Annotated in this window: 13 protein-coding genes; 6 read left to right on the top strand and 7 right to left on the bottom strand. The window is 71.9% G+C overall.

Going from position 1 to position 17,433, the window contains the following annotated elements; genetic code table 11:
• Positions 1-154 precede the first annotated feature (154 nt).
• Positions 155-1,936, bottom strand: coding sequence for an ABC transporter ATP-binding protein (locus ACWDGI_RS29945; RefSeq protein WP_450764233.1), 1,782 nt, complete (start codon positions 1,934-1,936; stop codon positions 155-157).
• Positions 1,933-3,816, bottom strand: a complete 1,884-nt coding sequence (locus tag ACWDGI_RS29940) for an ABC transporter transmembrane domain-containing protein (RefSeq protein WP_450764231.1) — start codon at positions 3,814-3,816, stop codon at positions 1,933-1,935. Before ACWDGI_RS29940 ends, ACWDGI_RS29945 begins: the two co-directional genes overlap by 4 nt.
• A 199-nt stretch (positions 3,817-4,015) precedes the next feature.
• Here ACWDGI_RS29940 and ACWDGI_RS29935 point away from each other — a divergent pair, with 199 nt between their 5' ends.
• Positions 4,016-4,792: a L,D-transpeptidase family protein gene (locus ACWDGI_RS29935; RefSeq protein ID WP_450764229.1), complete on the top strand. Its 777-nt coding sequence runs from the start codon at positions 4,016-4,018 to the stop codon at positions 4,790-4,792.
• A gap of 24 nt (positions 4,793-4,816) precedes the next feature.
• Here ACWDGI_RS29935 and ACWDGI_RS29930 read toward each other — a convergent pair whose 3' ends face one another.
• The gene (locus ACWDGI_RS29930; protein WP_450764227.1) at positions 4,817-6,808 is read right to left on the bottom strand and encodes an N-acetylmuramoyl-L-alanine amidase; all 1,992 of its coding nucleotides are present in this window, start codon (positions 6,806-6,808) and stop codon (positions 4,817-4,819) included.
• Positions 6,809-7,021: 213 nt separating this feature from the next.
• Positions 7,022-8,542 carry a M1 family metallopeptidase gene (locus ACWDGI_RS29925; RefSeq protein ID WP_450764225.1) on the bottom strand — a complete coding sequence of 507 codons (1,521 nt, stop codon included), beginning with the start codon at positions 8,540-8,542 and terminating at the stop codon, positions 7,022-7,024.
• Between the two features lie 129 nt (positions 8,543-8,671).
• Here ACWDGI_RS29925 and ACWDGI_RS29920 point away from each other — a divergent pair, with 129 nt between their 5' ends.
• Positions 8,672-10,276: a peptide-N4-asparagine amidase gene (locus ACWDGI_RS29920; protein ID WP_450764223.1), complete on the top strand. Its 1,605-nt coding sequence runs from the start codon at positions 8,672-8,674 to the stop codon at positions 10,274-10,276.
• A 186-nt stretch (positions 10,277-10,462) separates the two neighbouring features.
• Entirely contained in the window at positions 10,463-11,890 is a 1,428-nt protein-coding gene (locus ACWDGI_RS29915) for a cation:dicarboxylate symporter family transporter (protein WP_450764221.1), read from the top strand.
• A gap of 92 nt (positions 11,891-11,982) precedes the next feature.
• Here ACWDGI_RS29915 and ACWDGI_RS29910 read toward each other — a convergent pair whose 3' ends face one another.
• On the bottom strand, positions 11,983-12,435 hold the full coding sequence (locus tag ACWDGI_RS29910) for a MarR family winged helix-turn-helix transcriptional regulator (RefSeq protein ID WP_450764219.1): 453 nt from the start codon (positions 12,433-12,435) through the stop codon (positions 11,983-11,985).
• Positions 12,436-12,529: 94 nt separating this feature from the next.
• Between ACWDGI_RS29910 and ACWDGI_RS29905 the strand changes: the two genes are divergently transcribed.
• Together ACWDGI_RS29905 and mltG are read left to right on the top strand one after the other, a co-directional pair.
• Positions 12,530-14,461 carry an ABC transporter ATP-binding protein gene (locus tag ACWDGI_RS29905; RefSeq protein ID WP_450764217.1) on the top strand — a complete coding sequence of 644 codons (1,932 nt, stop codon included), beginning with the start codon at positions 12,530-12,532 and terminating at the stop codon, positions 14,459-14,461.
• 203 nt (positions 14,462-14,664) lie between these two features.
• Positions 14,665-15,516 (top strand): endolytic transglycosylase MltG, encoded by an 852-nt coding sequence (gene mltG, locus ACWDGI_RS29900; RefSeq protein WP_450764215.1) that lies wholly within the window; start codon positions 14,665-14,667, stop codon positions 15,514-15,516.
• Between the two features lie 33 nt (positions 15,517-15,549).
• Here the strand turns inward: mltG and ACWDGI_RS29895 are convergent, their stop codons facing one another.
• Complete coding sequence (locus ACWDGI_RS29895) at positions 15,550-16,626, bottom strand: NAD(P)-binding domain-containing protein (RefSeq protein ID WP_450764213.1); 1,077 nt, start codon at positions 16,624-16,626, stop codon at positions 15,550-15,552.
• Positions 16,627-16,711: 85 nt separating this feature from the next.
• Between ACWDGI_RS29895 and ACWDGI_RS29890 the strand changes: the two genes are divergently transcribed.
• Entirely contained in the window at positions 16,712-17,134 is a 423-nt protein-coding gene (locus ACWDGI_RS29890) for a secondary thiamine-phosphate synthase enzyme YjbQ (protein WP_450764211.1), read from the top strand.
• A 6-nt stretch (positions 17,135-17,140) separates the two neighbouring features.
• On the opposite strand, the gene ACWDGI_RS29885 is transcribed toward ACWDGI_RS29890, so the two are convergent.
• Positions 17,141-17,413: a hypothetical protein gene (locus tag ACWDGI_RS29885; protein ID WP_450764209.1), complete on the bottom strand. Its 273-nt coding sequence runs from the start codon at positions 17,411-17,413 to the stop codon at positions 17,141-17,143.
• Between the last annotated feature and the right edge of the window lie 20 nt (positions 17,414-17,433).

The raw sequence follows: 17,433 nt of genomic DNA, 5'->3' as shown, positions 1-17,433 counted from the left end.
CGCCGGCACGCTCGGCACGGGCCTCACGCGCCGCGAACCCTCCGGTTCCCGGCCCGTCCCCGAACCGGTGCCGCTCCCCAGCCTTCCACCCCTGCTCGTACCCGCGCAACGGCACGGGGCGCGACCTGCGGCGCGCACCCCGTGCCACGGCCGGTCACCCGTGCCACGACCGCCACAGTGCCGCGTAGGCGCCGTCGGCCGCCACCAGCTCGTCGTGGCTGCCGAGCTCGCTGATCCGGCCGTTCTCGACCACGGCGATGACGTCCGCGTCATGGGCGGTGTGCAGCCGGTGCGCGATGGCGACCACGGTGCGGCCGTCGAGGACCCGGGCCAGGGACCGTTCCAGATGGCGGGCCGCGCGCGGGTCCAGCAGCGAGGTCGCCTCGTCCAGGACGAGGGTGTGCGGGTCGGCCAGGACCAGCCGGGCCAGCGCGATCTGCTGGGCCTGCGCCGGGGTCAGAGTGAGGCCCCCGGAACCCACCTCGGTCTCCAGACCCTGCTCCAGGGCCCGCGCCCAGCCGTCCGCGTCCACCGCGCCCAGGGCCGCCCACAGCTCGGCGTCCTCGGCGCCGGTCCGGGCGAGCAGCAGGTTGTCGCGCAGGGAGCCCACGAAGACGTGGTGCTCCTGGTTGACGAGGGCGACATGGGAGCGGACCCCTTCGGCGGTCATCCGGGACAGTTCGGCGCCGCCGAGGGTGATCCGGCCGTCGCGGGGCGCGTAGATCCCGGCGAGCAGCCGGCCCAGGGTGGACTTGCCCGCACCCGAGGGCCCGACCAGGGCCAGGCGGGTGCCGGGCGCGACCTCCAGGGAGACCCGGCGCAGCACGTCGACGCCCGGCAGGTAGCCGAAGCGGACCTCGTCCGCGTGCACCTCACGGCCCTCGGGGGCCAGCGAGGTGTCACCGGCGTCCGGCTCGATGTCCCGGACGCCGACCAGCCGGGCCAGCGACACCTGGGCGACCTGGACCTCGTCGTACCAGCGCAGGATCAGGTTCACCGGCTCGACGAGCATCTGGGCGATGAGGGCGCCCGTGGTCAGCTGGCCCACGTCGAGCCGGCCGTCGAGGACGAGGGCGCCGCCGATCATCAGCACCGAGCCGAGCACGGTGGTGTGGGTGGCGTTCATGGCCGGGAACAGGACCGACCGCAGCCACAGCGTGTAGCGCTCCCACGCCGTCCACTCCTTGACCCGGCGTTCGGACAGGGCGATGCGCCGGGCACCGAGCCGGTGTGCCTCGACGGTGTGCCCGGCGTCCACGGACTCGGCGAGGGCGGCGGCCACCGACGCGTACCCGGCGGCCTCGGAGCGGTAGCCGGCGGGCGCCCGCTTGAAGTACCAACGGCAGACGATCACCAGGATCGGGAGGGCGAGCAGCACGGTGGCGGCCAGCGGCGGCGCCGTGACCACGAGGCCGCCGAGCAGCAGCACCACCCACACGACGCCGATCGACAGCTGCGGCACGGCCTCCCGCATGGCGTTGGCGAGCCGGTCGATGTCGGTGGTGATCCGGGACAGCAGATCACCGGTGCCCGCCCGCTCCAGGACGCCCGGCGGCAGCCCGACGGACCGGACGAGGAAGTCCTCGCGCAGGTCGGCCAGCATCCGCTCGCCGAGCACGGCGCCCCGCAGCCGTACCTCGCGCACGAAGACGGCCTGGACGGCCAGCGCGAGCACGAACAGGCCGATGGTCAGTCCCAGATGGAGGTCACGGGCACCGTCCGACACCCGCTCGATCAGTCCGCCGAGCAGGTACGGGCCCACCATGGAGGCGATCACGGCCACGGTGTTGACCAGGACGAGGACGGAGAGGGCCCGGCGATGCCGGCGGAACAGTTCGGCCACGTAGGCGCGCACGGTCGAGGTGGCGCCGACGGGCAGGGTGGTGGCCGTCGTCGGGGCCGCCGGGTCGTACTCCGGTGGTGCGACGCCGATCATGCGCTTTCCTCGATCTCTTCCAGCGCGCTGCCTCGCAGCGCGGCTTCCTTCTCCTCGGGCGTGCCGCCTCGTAGCGCGTCCTCTGTCTGCTCGAGCGCACCGCCCCGCAGGGCGGCGTCCTCGTCCCTCGTGTTCCGGAGGGCGGTCTCGTCGTCCGTCTCGCGGGTCACCACCGCCCGGTACCGGGGGTCGGTGCGCACCAGTTCGCGGTGCACGCCGACCGCCTCGACCTCGCCCTCGTGGACGAGGACGACCCGGTCGGCCCGGTCGAGCAGCAGCGGCGAGGAGGTGAACAGCACGGTCGTACGGCCGGACCGCACCTCGCGGAGGCCCTCCGCGATCCGCGCCTCGGTGTGCGAGTCGACGGCGGAGGTCGGCTCGTCCAGGACGAGCACCTCGGGGTCGGTGATCAGCGACCGGGCCAGCGCGAGCCGCTGGCGCTGGCCGCCCGACAGCGAGCGGCCCCGCTCGGTGATCCGGGCGTCCAGCGGGTCGGTGACGTCCAACGAGCCCTGGACCAGGGCCTCCAGGACGTCCGCGCACTGGGCGGCGGCCAGCGCCTCCTCGGCCCCTACGGCGCCGGAGGCCGGCACGTCGAGCAGTTCGCGCAGCGAACCGGAGAGCAGGACCGGGTCCTTGTCCTGGACGAGTACCGCGGTGCGGGCGGTCTCCAGGGGCAGTTCGTCGAGCGGAACACCGCCGAGCAGCACGGAGGTGGCGGCCTCGGCGGGGTGGCCGCCCAGCCGTTCGGCGAGGTGGCCGGCCGCGTCGGGGTCGCCGCAGACCACGGCGGTCAGCCGGCCCGCGGGCGCCAGCAGACCGGTGTCCGGGTCGTACAGGTCACCGTCAGGCACCGCGTCCGCGCGCGAACCGCCGGTGTCGGTGGCCCGCTCCAGGGAGAGCACCCGCGCGGCCCTTTTCGCCGAGGGGCGCGAGAAGGAGTACGCCATGGCGATCTCGGTGAAGTGCTGCAACGGGTAGTTGAGGATCATGACCGAGCTGTAGACGGTGACCAGTTCGCCGACGGTGACCCGGCCCTGCCGGGCGAGGTGGACGCCGTACCAGACCACCGCGATCAGCAGCAGCCCGGGCACCAGCACCTGGATCGCGGCGATCAGGGACCACATCCGGGCGCTGCGCACGGCGGCCCGGCGCACCTCCTGGGAGGCACGGCGGTAGCGGTCGAGGAAGAGGTCCTCACCGCCGATGCCGCGCAGCACCCGCAGCCCCGCCACGGTGTCCGAGGCCAACTCGGTGGCCCGGCCGGCCTTGGCGCGCTGGAAGTCGGCGCGCCGGGTCGCCCGGGGCAGCAGCGGCAGCACGGCCAGCGCCACCAGCGGCAGCCCCGCGGCGACCACCCAGCCGAGTGCGGGCTGGTAGAAGAGCAGGCCGACGCCGACCACGACGACCGTCAGGGCGGCGGCGGTGAACCGGGAGACCGCCTCGACGAACCAGCCGATCTTCTCGACGTCGCCGGTGGAGACGGCGACCACCTCGCCGGCCGCCACCCTCCGGGTCAGCGCCGAGCCCAGCTGGGCGGCCTTGCGGGCGAGCAGTTGCTGGACGCGGGCGGCCGCGGTGATCCAGTTGGTGACGGCGGCCCGGTGCAGGAAGGTGTCGCCGACGGCGATCGCCGCACCGCACAGCACGAGCAGACCGCCCGTCAGCGCCAGACGGGTGCTGGAGCGGTCGACGACTGCCTGGACGGCGAACCCCACGCAGAAGGGCAGCGCGGAGACGGCCACGAAGTGCAGCAGTCCCCAGGTCAGCGCCTTGAGCTGGCCACCCAGTTGGTTCCGCCCGAGCCACCACAGGAATCGGGGACCCGAACGTGCGTCCGGCACGCCCGGATCGGAATACGGAAGATCTTGAATTTGCATGACGTCCCAGCGGCTCGTGTCGGGGGGAAGGTGGCGACAAGCCGTGAAAGGTTCGCGTCGGAGCGTGGTCGAAATCAAACGGTTTTCCCGGACGGACGGTGAAATCCGCCGCCTTCCGGTCAGGGGCTCGCCGTCCAACACGCGCGCCTTTGTTCGTAAAGTCAGTCAATGTGCCGATATGTGATGTCAGGATGGCCGGGTGCAGATCAAGAGCGTTCGGTGTGCGACGGTCGTGACGGCGGTGGCCTCCGTAACCGTCCTGATGGCCCTGGCCGGCTGCGGGGGGCCGGAGAACGGTGGCAGTGCGAAGAACGGCGTGTCGGGGTCGCCGGGCGCAGCCGTCCGGGCGAGCAGGGTCCCGCAGCCTTGGCCGGCTGTTTCCGTCGGCGACCCGGCCGCGCTGCCCGGCGTCGGCGAGCGGCTGCACGCGGAGATCCCCGCCGACTCCGGCCAGGTCCTGGCGGTGTACGGCGAGGGTGACGACTCGGCCGACGCCACGGCCGTGCTCTACAGCCGGCGGGACGACGGCTGGCGCCCGGTGGGCAGCTGGCCCGCCCACAACGGGCGGAACGGCTGGACCACCGACCACTACGCGGGCGACGGACGCAGTCCGGTCGGCGTGTTCACCGTCACCGACGCGGGAGGCGTGCTCCCGGACCCGGGCACCCGGCTCTCCTACAGCCACGACGTGACCGCCTACGCGCCCCCGTCCTACTGGAGGCCGGCGTACCGGCACGACTTCGACTACGTCATCGCCATCGACTACAACCGGCTGCGAGGCGCACCGCCGCACGACGCCGCCCGTCCCTGGGGAGCCGGACGGGGCGGCAAGATCTGGCTGCACCTCGACCACGGCAGCGGCACCTCGGCCTGTATCGGCCTCTCCGAGGAGGCCATGCGGTTCCTGCTCCGCACCCTCGACCCGGACCGCGATCCCGTCGTGGTGATGGGAGACCGGGCGGACCTGCTGGCCTAGCGCGACCCCGGGTGCCGCGCCGGGTCACCGGCCGGCCGGGCCGGGCTGCTGCTCGGGTGCCCCGGCCGTGCCGGTGCTCGCGTGCACCAGGTCCACGTCGTTCGCCCGGACGTAGGCCAGCCGGTGGCCGAACTGGATCTCGTAGTACCTCTCCTGACCCAGAACCACGGGCTGGGGCGTCCCGGAGAAGGTCGATCTGTCGACATAGGAACTGCCGACACCGGACTGGGTCACGTAGCGCTGGCCCGCCCGCAGGCTGTACGGGAGCGGTGAGTCCGACTCCTCCTCCATTCCCTCCGGGTAGGCCTCCTCCTCCGGAAGGGCGCGTCCGTACACCGGGATCTCGTCCAGGCCCTCCTTCGGTGTCACCATGCGGCCGCTCGCGCCGACGGCCGTCGGGTGGTCCTTGGGGTTCTTGAACCAGGCCTTGTTGCCCTGGAACCAGATCGCCGTCCACTCGCCCCGGCGGTCGGCGACGGCGAAGGTCTGGCCGGTGGAGACACGTGAACCGAGGTCGCTGACGTCCTCGGTGGACTCGTCGCCGTCCGGCCTGCGGCCCGGGTCCTGGATCAGCGGGGCGTCGTCGGCCGGCTGGGTGTGCAGGCGGACGGCGCTGGAGCCGTGCGGCTGGCACCGCTTCCCGTCGCCCTCGCACCCGGTGTACCGCGGCTTGTGGGTCGCGTAGTCCGGCAGGATCATCACCATGTCGCTGTCCGGTCCGGCCGTGGCCTTCAACGGCGCGCCGAGCAGGTCGAAGTAGTGCCGCCAGTCCCAGAAGGGACCGGGGTCCTCGTGCATCTCGGGGATGCTGTCGCCGGTCGGGGCCGGCACGTTGTCGTGGCCGAAGATGTGCTGCCGGTCCATCGGGACGCCGTACTTCTTCGCCAGGAAGCGCACCAGGCGGGCCGAGGACCGGTACATCTGCTCCGTGTACCAGGTGCCGGGGTGGGCGAGGAACCCCTCGTGTTCGATGCCGATCGAACGGCCGTTGACGAACTTGCTGCCCGAGTGCCAGGCCTCGTCCTTGGTCCTGACATGCTGGGTGACATGGCCGTCGCTGGAGCGGATCGAGTAGTGCCAGGACGCCTCGGTCGGGTCCTGCACGGTCTTGAACATGTTCGGCAGTGTCGACTCGGTGTCGTGGATGACGATGTACTCGATCTTCTGGTCCCGGGGCCGGTCGGCCAGGTCGTGGTTGCCGTAGTCGCCGTCCTCGTCGATCTCCTCGTAGGGCGCGGCGAGCCAGTCACAGGCCAGGTCCCGAGGGCACTCGACCTCCTTGGGCCGGGGCGGGACCTGCGGGCCGGGGTGCGAGCGGACGCCGGGGGAGGCGGGGAGCGTGACCTCCTGGCCTTCGGCGGTGGTGCGGTGCGCTCCCCGGCGGATCAGGGTGAAGACGTCGTCGGCGTACGTCGTCGCCGTGGCGATGTCACGGGTGCCGGGGAAACGTTCCACCGCCTGCCACCAGTCCTCCGGGTTGTTGCTGAGCGGCTTGCCGAGATGTCGTTGTGCGGTGGCCAGCAGGGCCGCGCCGCCGCGTACGTTGGCGACGGCGTCCGTCCGCAGCGCCGCGGGCGGGACCTTGATCAGCCGTGCGGCGCGTTCCAGGTCCGCCGGCTGCACGGCGTGCCCGCCCGCGGCGAACACCGTCCCCGCGAGGGGGCTGTTCCCACGGCCGTCCGGTGCCGCCGGCGCCGCCGCCGGCGCGGGGGCGCGGCCGGTGCCGGTCTCCACCAGGTGCATCGGCCCGTAGCCGCCCGCGACGCTGGGGGTGCCCGGGTGGGAGTCCCAGCGGGACTGCATGTAGGACACGCTCAGGAGCACACTGCGCGGCACGTGGAACTCGCGGGCGGCATCGGTGAAGGCGTTCTGCAGGCGCTGGTCCTCCGCCTCGTCGGCGCCTGATGCCGGGAGGATCAGCAGCGGTGGCAGCAGCGCGGCCGTCGCGAGCAGACAGGCCGTCAGTCGGCAGTTCCGCAGGGCGCCGGGTACACGTGGGGCGACAGTTCTTCTCATACCGGAGGGTCTCCAACCGCTTGCTGAGGGTCTCCAACCACGCTCGTCGCAACCAGGGCGAAGGGATCGCCCTTAACGTCACCCCCCGTACGTTTCCGTGTCCGGCGCGGCACGGCGCGCCGAACGTCAACCGGGTGGACCAGCGGTCCGGCAGAGGCCACCCGGTCGGCGGCAGCGGATCGCGTCCGAGGGACGGTCGCCGGACGTCCCGACTCAGTCCTCGACCGGGTCCACCCGCCAGTCGGGATGCCCGGGCATCGGCGGGGTGTCCGGGCCGTACAGCCAGGGCGTCAGAAAGGGCGTCAGATCCTCGCCCGCGACCTCGGAGGCGAGCGCGACGAAGTCCTTGGTGCCGGCCGCGCGGCCCCGGTACCTGGTCACCCAGGTGCGCTCGATCCGGTCGAACGTTTCGTCACCGACCTTCTCCCGCAGGGCGTACAGCACCAGCGCCGAGCCGTCGTACCGCATCACCTTGAACAGCGTCGGCTCCGTCGGCTCGGCGGGGGCTCCGTCGTCGTGGCGCCACTGGTCGTGCTGCTCGTACGCGTCCCGCATGGCGTCCTCCATGCGGACGCCGCCGTGCTCGTCGGAGTACAGCCGCTCGTAGAACCGGGCATGACCCTCACTCAGCCACAGGTCGGACCACCGCCGGATGGCGACGCTGTCCCCGGTCCAGTGGTGGGTCAGCTCGTGGACGAGATTGCGTTCGGCGTCGACCCGGTCGCCGAGCAGGTCGTCCTTGGGCACGACGGACAGCGACTGCGTCTCCAGCGCCACCGGCAGGTCGGTGTCCCCGACCAGCACGCCGTAGCGGCGGAACGGGTACGGGCCGAGCCGCCGTTCCAGCCAGGCGAGGTGCTCCGGAGTGAGCGCGCGGTCGGCCTCGGTGTCCGCGACCAGGGCGTCCGGCACCACGTCCCGGACGGGCAGCCCGCGCGGGCCCGTGCTGTCGACGACCGTGAACCTCCCGATCGCCACCTGGATCAGCTGGGCGGCGATGGGCTCCTCGGAGTCGTACGTCCAGCGCACGCGCCCGCCCGGCCGCTGGGCGCGGTCGACGAGCCGGCCGTTGGCCACCGCGCGGAGCCCCGCGGGGGTGGTGATGCGGAAGGTGACCGGGGCCCGCAGGCTGGGGTGGTCGTCCACCGGGAAGACCAGCTTGGCGCCGTCGGGCTGCGCACAGAGCAGGGTGCCGTCGGCGGTGGGCACCCAGCCGTACTCCCGGATCGCGTCACCGCGCCGCCGGCGCTGGGTGGGGTCGGCGGTGTAGGTGACGCGGACGGCGAACGCGCGGCCGCGGGGGATCGGTCGCGCGGGCGTGACCACGAGTTCGTCACCGTCCCGTACGGCGGTGGCCGGTGCGCCGTCGACGGTGACCTTGTGCATCGTGTTGCCGGCGAAGTCCAGGTCGAACCGGGACAGGGCCTGGGTGGCGGTGGCGCTGATGGTGGCGCCGGCCTCGAACGGCGTCTCCGGCGCCCGCCAGTCGAAGTCGAGCGTGTAACGGCGCACCGTGTAGCCGCCGTTGCCGTCCAGCGGCATCAGCGGGTCGCCGATGCCCGGGGCGCCGGGCGCCGGGGCGGGGTCGGAGGCGGCGGCCGAGGGGCCGGGGGCGGGGGAGCCGTGGCTCCGGTGCGGGAGGCCGGCGAGCACGGCGTCGCAGGTGAGGGCGACGGCACCGCCGAGGGTGAGGGCGAGGGCCGCGCGACGGACGCGAGCGGTCGTGATCTCCATGGGAGCACTGTGTCAGTAAGATCCGCTTATAGCACTTTTTGTTCTCCTGGGCTGGGTCGCGCGGGTCGCGGAGCGGTCGGCCGGTCTCCTCATTGCGGCCGGAGGTCAACTCCCCGTAGAACTCCGGCCATGAGAAGACGGATCGTCATGTCCATGCTTTCCGGGCTGGCCGGGGTGCCCCTCCTGGTGAGCGCGCTCCTCGGTACGGGTGCCTCCGCCGCCGTAGCCGCCGACGTCCCGGCGGAGTTCGGCACCGACTGGCACGACCCGGTGACCGCCGCCCCGCCGGTGTCCGTGCCCCAGGGTGCGAAGTCCTGCCAAGTCACCCTGGCCGAGGCCCAGTTCCGTGACTTCACGCCGTACCGGGGCACCTACACGCCGCCCCAGGGCTGCGGCGACCGCTGGAGCAAGGTGGTGCTGCGGCTCGAGGGCAAGGTGAAGGGCCGTCAGTACGACCGGCTCGGCTATCTGCACGTCGGAGGCGTCGAGATACTGCGCACCTCCACCCCCGAGCCCTCGCCCGACGGCATCGAGTGGCACGTGGAGAAGGACGTCACCCGCTACAGCGACACCTTCCGCGGCACGCGGGACGTCGAGATGCTGATCGGCAACGTCGTCGACGACACGTACACCGGCGTCATCGACGTCAAGGTCACGCTCACGTTCTACGCGGGGCGCCCCCGGGCCACGGTCCCCGACAAGGTGCTCACCCTGGACGGCGGCACCACCCTCACCACCCCGCGCAACAGCGAGCGCATCGTCGCCGAGGTGTACGCCACCGGGTCCGGCGGTGGCTGCGAGGAGTTCTGGTACCTGACGGTGGCCGACCCGGCGTCGTACTCCTGCAAGGCGGACAAGGGGCCGTACCGCGAGGTGCAGATCGCGGTGGACGGCCGGCCGGCCGGAATCGCCGCGCCGTTCCCGAACGTGTGGACCGGCGGCTGGTCGAACCCCTTCCTCTGGTACGTCGTTCCGGGCCCCCGCGCCTTCGACGTCAAGCCGATCGAATACGACCTGACGCCGTTCGCCGGGCTTCTCGACGACGGCCGCCCGCACCGGGTCGAGGTGTCGGTCGCCGGGGTGCCCGAGGGTCAGGCCGGCTGGAGCGCCCCCGTGAACGTGCTGGTCTGGCAGGACGCGCACCGCGCCCACGTCACCGGTGAGCTGACCGCGGTCAGGACCTCCGACCCCGTCAACTCCTCGGTGTACAGCCCGGGTTCGGGGGAGTACCGGGTCGACACCGACGCCGGGCACCGGCTGACCGTCTCCGGGTATGTCGACACCTCGCACGGCCGGGTGGCCACCACCGTCAGCCGGACGCTGGCCAACACGTCCGCGCACCGCTGGAACGACGGTGAGACGACGGACGCGCTCGACGCCGTCTGGACGGACGACCAGAGGGTCACGGTGAAGGCGGCCGGGACGTCCCGGACGACACGCACCGACCGGACGTACACGATGAACGGCGCCACCACGGTGGGCACCGACGATCGCCTGCGCACCGAACTCACCCTCGGCGACCGGGCGGCGGTCCGCCGACCCGGGCGCGGGTGGTCGCGGCTGGACGACACCTACCGCGGTGACGCGACGTACACCCTGAATGTGCCGCGCGACCAGCGGCACGCGGTCGGTACGTCGAGCGAGCGCTACCGGCTGTACGGGTCCGGCGGGTGCTACGACCGTTCGCTCGCCACCGAACAGGGGGTGCTGACGGAGGATCGCAGCGGCTGCTGAGCCGAGTTGTGTGCGATGCGTCACCAGGGGCGTGATTTACCCGGCTGATACACGGTGGTCTCGGACGGGATCAAGAAAGCCTCCAGAGTGATCGACACGGAAACCACTTTCCGTATGGCAGAAGTCCCGCCGTCGCGGAAGTCCCCCTCGGCTTCCGCGAGTCGAACCCCCACACCAGGAGTGCCCGTGCCGCAGTCCGTACCGTCCCTGCCGCGACGCGTCGCACGCATACTGCGTACCTCCCTCTTCGCGCAGGTCGCCTGCGCGCTCGTGCTCGGAATCGTCGTCGGGAAGCTGTGGCCCGGCTTCGCCTCGGACCTGCAGCCGCTCGGCGACGGTTTCACCCGGCTCATCAAGACGATCATCTCCCCGCTGGTGTTCTGCGTGGTCGTCGTCGGCATCGCCAAGGCCGGTGATCTGAAGGCCTTCGGGCGGATCGGGCTCAAGGCCCTGATCTGGTTCGAGGTGGCGAGCACGCTCGCGCTGGTCATCGGCCTGGTCGCCGCCAACGTCGTCCAGCCGGGCTCCGGCATGCATGTCGACCCGGCCACGCTGAGCGCCAAGGCGGTCGACGCGAAGACGGGCGGCGGCTCGCTGCCCTCGACGACCGAGTTCGTCCTGGAAGCCCTGCCCACCAGTTTCATCGGCGCCTTCGCCGACAACTCCCTGCTCCAGGTGCTCGTCCTGGCCTGCCTGGTGGGCGCGGCCCTGCTCCACCTCGGCCACACCAAGGTGCCGCAGGTGCTGCCGGCCATCGAGCAGGCGCAGGAGATCATCTTCGCGATCGTCGGCTTCGTGATGCGCCTCGCGCCGATCGCCGTCTTCGGTGCGATGGCCGTGCTGATCGGCCAGTACGGCCTCGGTGTCATCGAGACCTACGCCAAGCTGATCGTGCTGTGCTACGCGGCCGCGGCGCTCTTCGTCGCCCTGCTGGCGGTCGCCCTGAAGGCGGTCACCGGCCTCAGCCTCTGGAAGTTCGTCCGCTACATCCGCGAGGAGCTGCTGCTCGCGCTGGGCACCGCCTCCACGGAGTCCGTGCTGCCCCGCGTGATGCAGAAGCTGCGCAGGGCGGGCGCCCGCGACGACGCCGTCGGTCTGGTGCTGCCCACCGGGTACTCCTTCAACCTCGACGGTGCCTCGCTCTACCTCTCCATCGGCACCCTGTTCATCGCCCAGGCGGTGGGTGTCGATCTGAGCCTGGGTCAGCAGATCACCGTGGTCCTGGTGCTGATGCTCACCAGCAAGGGCATGGCCGGCATCCCCGGTTCGGCCTTCCTCGCCCTGTCCGCGACCGCCTCCTCGCTCGGGGCGATCCCGGCCGGTGCCGTCGCCCTGCTGCTCGGCGTCGACCGCGTCATGGACTCGATGCGCGTCGTCACCAATCTGCTCGGCAACTGCGTCGCCGTCTTCGCGGTCTCCCGCTGGGAGGGCGCGCTGGACGTCGAGCGGGCGAAGAAGGCGCTGGACGGTGAGGTCGCGGCCACCGAGGTCGCGTCCGCGGGCGCCCCGGTCACCGACGTCGCGCCCGCCGACGTCCCGGTCACCGACGCCCCGGTCGCCGAGGTCGAGGTGCCCGCGCAGGTGCCGGACCAGGGGTTCGTGTCCGAACGCTGACGTGCGGAACGCGGAAGCGGAGCGGCTCCCCTCCCGAATCCCGGAGGGGAGCCGCTTCGTGGTGTCTCTGCAGTGCTTCGCGACCGCGTGTCTCAGCAGTGCTTCGCGACCGCCGCCCCGTCGACCAGTGTGTCCAGCAGGCCGCCCAGCACCTCCCGCTGCTCCTCCGACAGCGGAGCCAGGATCTCCTCGGCCGCGGACCTCCGGGCCGCCCGCAGCTCGCGCAGGGTCTCGTGCCCCTCGTCCGTGATCTCGATCCGGGTCACCCGGCGGTTCGTCGGATCCGGCACCCGGCACACCTTGCCGCTCGCTTCCAGGCCGTCGACCAGCGTCGTCACCGCGCGCGGCACCACCTCCAGCCGCTCGGCGAGGTCGGCCATGCGCGGCGGAGCGTCGTAGTGCGCGAGGGTGCGCAGCAGCCGAGACTGGGCCGGGGTGACGCCCAGATCCCGCGCCTGCAGATGGCGCTTCTGGATGCGCCACACCCGGCGTGTCAGGCGTAGCAGCTGCTCGGCGAGCGGGCCGTCGGAATCGGGGGTGCTCATACGGGAACAATATCAGGACTATGTTCATTGTGAGTATAGGTAACAGTGAGCTATGCTCCGTGAGTCCGTACACACCACACCCTCCGTAGGAGCCATGCCCCGAGACGAGATCAACTGGACCCCCGACGGCACTTCGGCCGGACAACCCCGCCAGGTGCGCCGCATCCTCCGCCTCTTCCGCCCCTACCGCGGCCGGCTCGCCGTCGTCGGCCTGCTGGTCGGCGCCGCCTCGCTGGTCTCGGTCGCCACCCCCTTCCTCCTGAAGGCGATCCTCGACACCGCGATCCCGCAGGGCCGCACCGGACTGCTCAGCCTGCTGGCCCTGGGCATGATCCTCAGCGCCGTCCTCACCAGCATCTTCGGCGTCCTGCAGACGCTGATATCCACCACCGTCGGCCAGCGCGTCATGCACGACCTGCGCACCGCCGTCTACGGCCGCCTCCAGCGCATGTCGCTCGCCTTCTTCACCCGCACCCGCACCGGCGAGGTGCAGTCCCGCATAGCCAACGACATCGGCGGCATGCAGGCCACCGTCACCTCGACGGCCACCTCCCTGGTCTCCAACCTGACCAGTGTGGTCGCCACGATCGTCGCGATGATCGCCCTCGACTGGCGGCTCACCATCGTCTCGATGGTCCTGCTCCCGGCCTTCGTGTGGATCAGCCGCCGGGTCGGCAACGAGCGCAAGAAGATCACCACCGAACGCCAGAAGCAGATGGCGGCGATGGCCGCCACGGTCACCGAGTCGCTCTCCGTCAGCGGCATCCTGCTCGGCCGGACCATGGGCCGCGCCGACTCGCTCACCGCCTCCTTCTCGGACGAGTCCGAGCAACTCGTCGACCTGGAAGTACGCTCCAACATGGCCGGCCGCTGGCGGATGGCCGTGATCACGATCGTGATGGCCGCGATGCCCGCCGTCATCTACTGGACCGCCGGCATGGCCCTCCACCTGCACGGTCCGCAGATCTCGCTCGGCACCATCGTCGCCTTCGTCTCGCTCCAGCAGGGCCTGTTCCGCCCGGCCGTGAGCCTGCTGCAGACCGGCGTCCAGATCCAGACCTCGCTCGCCCTCTTCCAGCGCATCTTCGAGTACCTCGACCTGCCCATCGACATCACCGAGCGGGACGAGCCGGTCCACCTCGACCGGGTGAAGGGCGAGGTGCGCTTCGAGAAGGTCGAGTTCCGCTACGACAGGCACAACGACAAGGTGGGCCCCGTCCTCGACGGCATCGACCTCACCGTCCCGGCCGGCGGCAGCCTGGCGGTCGTCGGCCCGACCGGCGCCGGCAAGTCCACGCTCGGCTACCTGGTGCCCCGGCTCTACGACGTCACCGGCGGCCGGGTCACCCTGGACGGCGTCGACGTCCGGGACCTCGACTTCGACACCCTCGCCCGCGCGGTCGGCGTCGTCTCCCAGGAGACGTACCTCTTCCACGCCTCGGTCGCCGACAACCTGCGCTTCGCCAAGCCGGACGCCACCGACGAGGAACTCCACGCGGCCGCCCGCGCGGCCCAGATCCACGACCACATCGCGGCCCTGCCCGACGGCTACGACACCGTCGTCGGCGAACGCGGTCACCGCTTCTCCGGCGGTGAGAAGCAGCGGCTGGCCATCGCGCGCACCATCCTGCGCGACCCGCCGGTCCTCATCCTCGACGAGGCGACCAGCGCCCTGGACAACCGCACCGAACACGCCGTGCAGGAAGCCATCGACGCCCTGTCGGCCAACCGGACGACCCTCACCATCGCCCACCGGCTGTCCACCATCCGCGGCGCCGACCAGATCGTCGTCCTCGACTCCGGCCAGGTGGCCGAACGGGGCACGCACGAGGAACTGCTGGAACTCGACGGACGGTACGCGGCGCTGGTGCGCCGGGATGCCCGAGTGGAGACGGCGGCGGCAGCGGAGACGGCGGGGGAGGGGCCGGCCGGAACCGACGCCGCGACCCAGTGGGAGACGGCCAGACGGCCGGGGCGCCGACGGGGCGACCGGGGGCGTCAGTGGGTGACTCCGCCGACGGGCTGAAGTCGGCAGGTCGCGTTCCCCAAGTCGCCTTCGGCGAGCCCAAGGCGACAAGATGGGGTCGACAAGCTGACGATATGTCGGGTTTGGGGCTTTGTGCGGGCTAACGTTCCCGCATGCACATCAACACTCCGCGACGGAAAGCGGTCCGAGGGAGCGCGGTCCGACGGAACACGATCAGGCCGGGGGTGATCCGGCGGAACAGGATGCGGCTGACGCGTCGGGGCAGGCTCCTCCTCGTCGCGGCCGTCGCCGTCGTGGCGGGCGCCGCCGTGACGGTGCCGCTGCTGATCCTGGCCCACGGCGCGGCCGTCAGGTCCGCCACCCTGGTCATCCCCGAGGGCTGGCGCGCGTCCCAGATCTACGAGGCCGTCGACAAGGCGCTCGCCCTGCCCGCCGGCAGCACCAAGGGGTCCGTCGGCACCGCGGGCCTGAAGCTGCCCGGCGATGCCGGGGGCAACCCGGAGGGTTACCTCTTCCCGGCCACCTATCCCCTGGACAAGGACGCGACCCCGCAGTCCGTGCTGCGGTTCATGGTCGACACCGCCAACCAGCGGTTCGACGGGGCGCCCGTCGCGGCCGGCGCGCAGCGCGACGCGATGAACGTCTACCAGGCGGTGACCATCGCCAGCATCGTCCAGGCCGAGGCGGCGAACAAGGCCGACATGGGGAAGGTGGCCCGGGTCGTCTTCAACCGGCTGCAGAGCGGCATGCCGCTGCAGATGGACTCCACCCTCAACTACGGCCTCAACCGCAGCACCCTGGACACCACGGCGGACGACACCCGTGTCGAGAACCCGTACAACTCCTACCAGCGCATGGGTCTGCCGCCCAGCCCGATCGACAACCCGGGTGTTGACGCCATGCGCGCCGCGATGAACCCGACGCCGGGGAACTGGCTGTACTTCGTCACGGTCAAGCCGGGGGACACGCGGTTCACCGCCGACTACGCCGAGCACCAGCGCAATGTCGCCGACTTCAACGCGGAGCGGAAGAGGAAGGCCCAGCAGTCACCGCAGTCACCGCAGTCACCGCAGGCCTCGCAGTCGTCCGGCTGAGGCGCCGGCACGTCACCCGCAACGCCGCACGCCTCACGCGGCGACCGGTTCCCCCGCGAGCAGCCGCCTGATGTCACGGACCGCTTCGCGGCCCGCGCGGTTGGCGCCGATGGTGCTGGCCGAGGGGCCGTACCCCACGAGGTGGACCCGCGGATCCACGACCGAACGGGTCCCCTCGACGCGGATCCCGCCGCCCGGCTCGCGCAGCCGCAGCGGCGTCAGATGGTCGAGGGCGGCGCGGAAACCGGTCGCCCACAGGATGACGTCGGCGTCGGCATGCCGGCCGTCGTTCCATGCCACCCCGTCCGGGGTGAGGCGGTCGAACATCGGCTGCCGGTCCAGGACACCGTCCTTCAGGCCCTGCCGGATGGCGTCGTTGAGGGGCAGCCCGGTCACCGAGACCACGCTCCGCGGCGGCAGCCCCTGCCGTACCCGCTCCTCCACCAGCGCCACCGCGGCCCGGCCCGCGCCCTCGTCGAAGGGTCCCTCACGGAAGACCGGCGGCCGCCGGGTGACCCAGATGGTGGCGGCCGCGTACGGGGCGAGCTCCAGCAGATGCTGGGTGCCGGAGGCGCCGCCGCCCACGACCACCACCCGCTTCCCGGCGAACTCCTCGGGCCCGGCGTACTGCGCGGTGTGCAACTGCCGCCCGCGGAAGGTCTCCTGACCCGGGTAACGCGGCAAGAACGGCCGGTCCCAGGTGCCGGTGGCGTTGATCAGCGCCCGCGTCGACCAGTCACCGGCGTCCGTCTCCACGAGCAGCCGTCCGCCCTCGCCCTCGCGCACCGCGCGGACGTTCACCGGGCGCCGTACCCGCAGGTCGAAGGTGTGCTCGTAGGCCGCGAAGTACTCCCCGATGACCTCGGCGGACGGCCGCGCGGGGTCGGCCCCGGTCAGCTCCATGCCCGGCAGCGCGTGCATCCCGTGGACCTTGCCGTACGTCAGCGACGGCCACCGGAACTGCCAGGCGCCGCCGGGGGCGGGGGAGTGATCCAGGACCACGAAGTCGCGATCCGGCTCGAAACCGGTGCGCCGCAGGTGATAGGCGCTGGACAGACCCGCCTGACCAGCGCCTATGACGACTACCTCGACCTCGCGCAAGTTGTTCACGCTTCTACCAACAGAGGGCCGGGTGGGGATCTTCCCGGCACGGCCGCCGACGCGGGCGGCCCGGCGGATGGGCGAGGATGGGGGCATGTCGGATGCCTTCACCACACGAGTGCTCCAAGTCGCCACCGGGACCCGCGAGCGGGTCGTCGACCTGACCGCCGACTGCGAAGCCTTCCTGCGCGAGGCCGCGGCCGGCCGCGACGGCCTGCTGAACATCTTCACGCCGCACGCGACGGCCGGGATCGCGGTCATCGAGACCGGCGCCGGCAGCGACGACGACCTGCTGGCCGCCCTGCACACCCTGCTCCCCGCCGACGACCGCTGGCAGCACCGGCACGGCAGTCCCGGCCACGGCCGCGACCACGTCCTCCCGGCCTTCGTACCCCCGCACGCCACCCTTCCGGTGATCGACGGCCATCTGGCACTGGGCACCTGGCAGTCGGTGTGCCTGGTCGACACGAACAAGGACAACCCCGACCGCCGGGTCCGGTTGAGCTTCCTCGGATGACGGCCGTCAGTCCGGCGGGTGGGGGAGCAGCGCGGCCCGTAGGGCCTGCTCGGTGATCTGGTCGGGAGGACGGTGGAGCGTCCAGCGGTGTGCCTCACCGTCCATGGGCAGCACGGCGACGACGGTCTTCCGTGGTGGATGGCCGGGGTCGGTGTACTGGAACTGGCGGATCACGACGGCCGTGTCGTCGTCGAGGCCGAGCAGGGCGCGCACGCTGTCCCTCAGCCTGCGCAGGTGCGGGCTCGGTCCGGCGGTCGCTGGGCGTGGTCGCGGTGACATGGGCAGACTCCCTGGTTCCG

The sequence above is a fragment of the Streptomyces sp. NPDC001220 genome (genome assembly GCF_053597895.1).
This window is presented reverse-complemented; position numbering and strand designations above follow the sequence as displayed.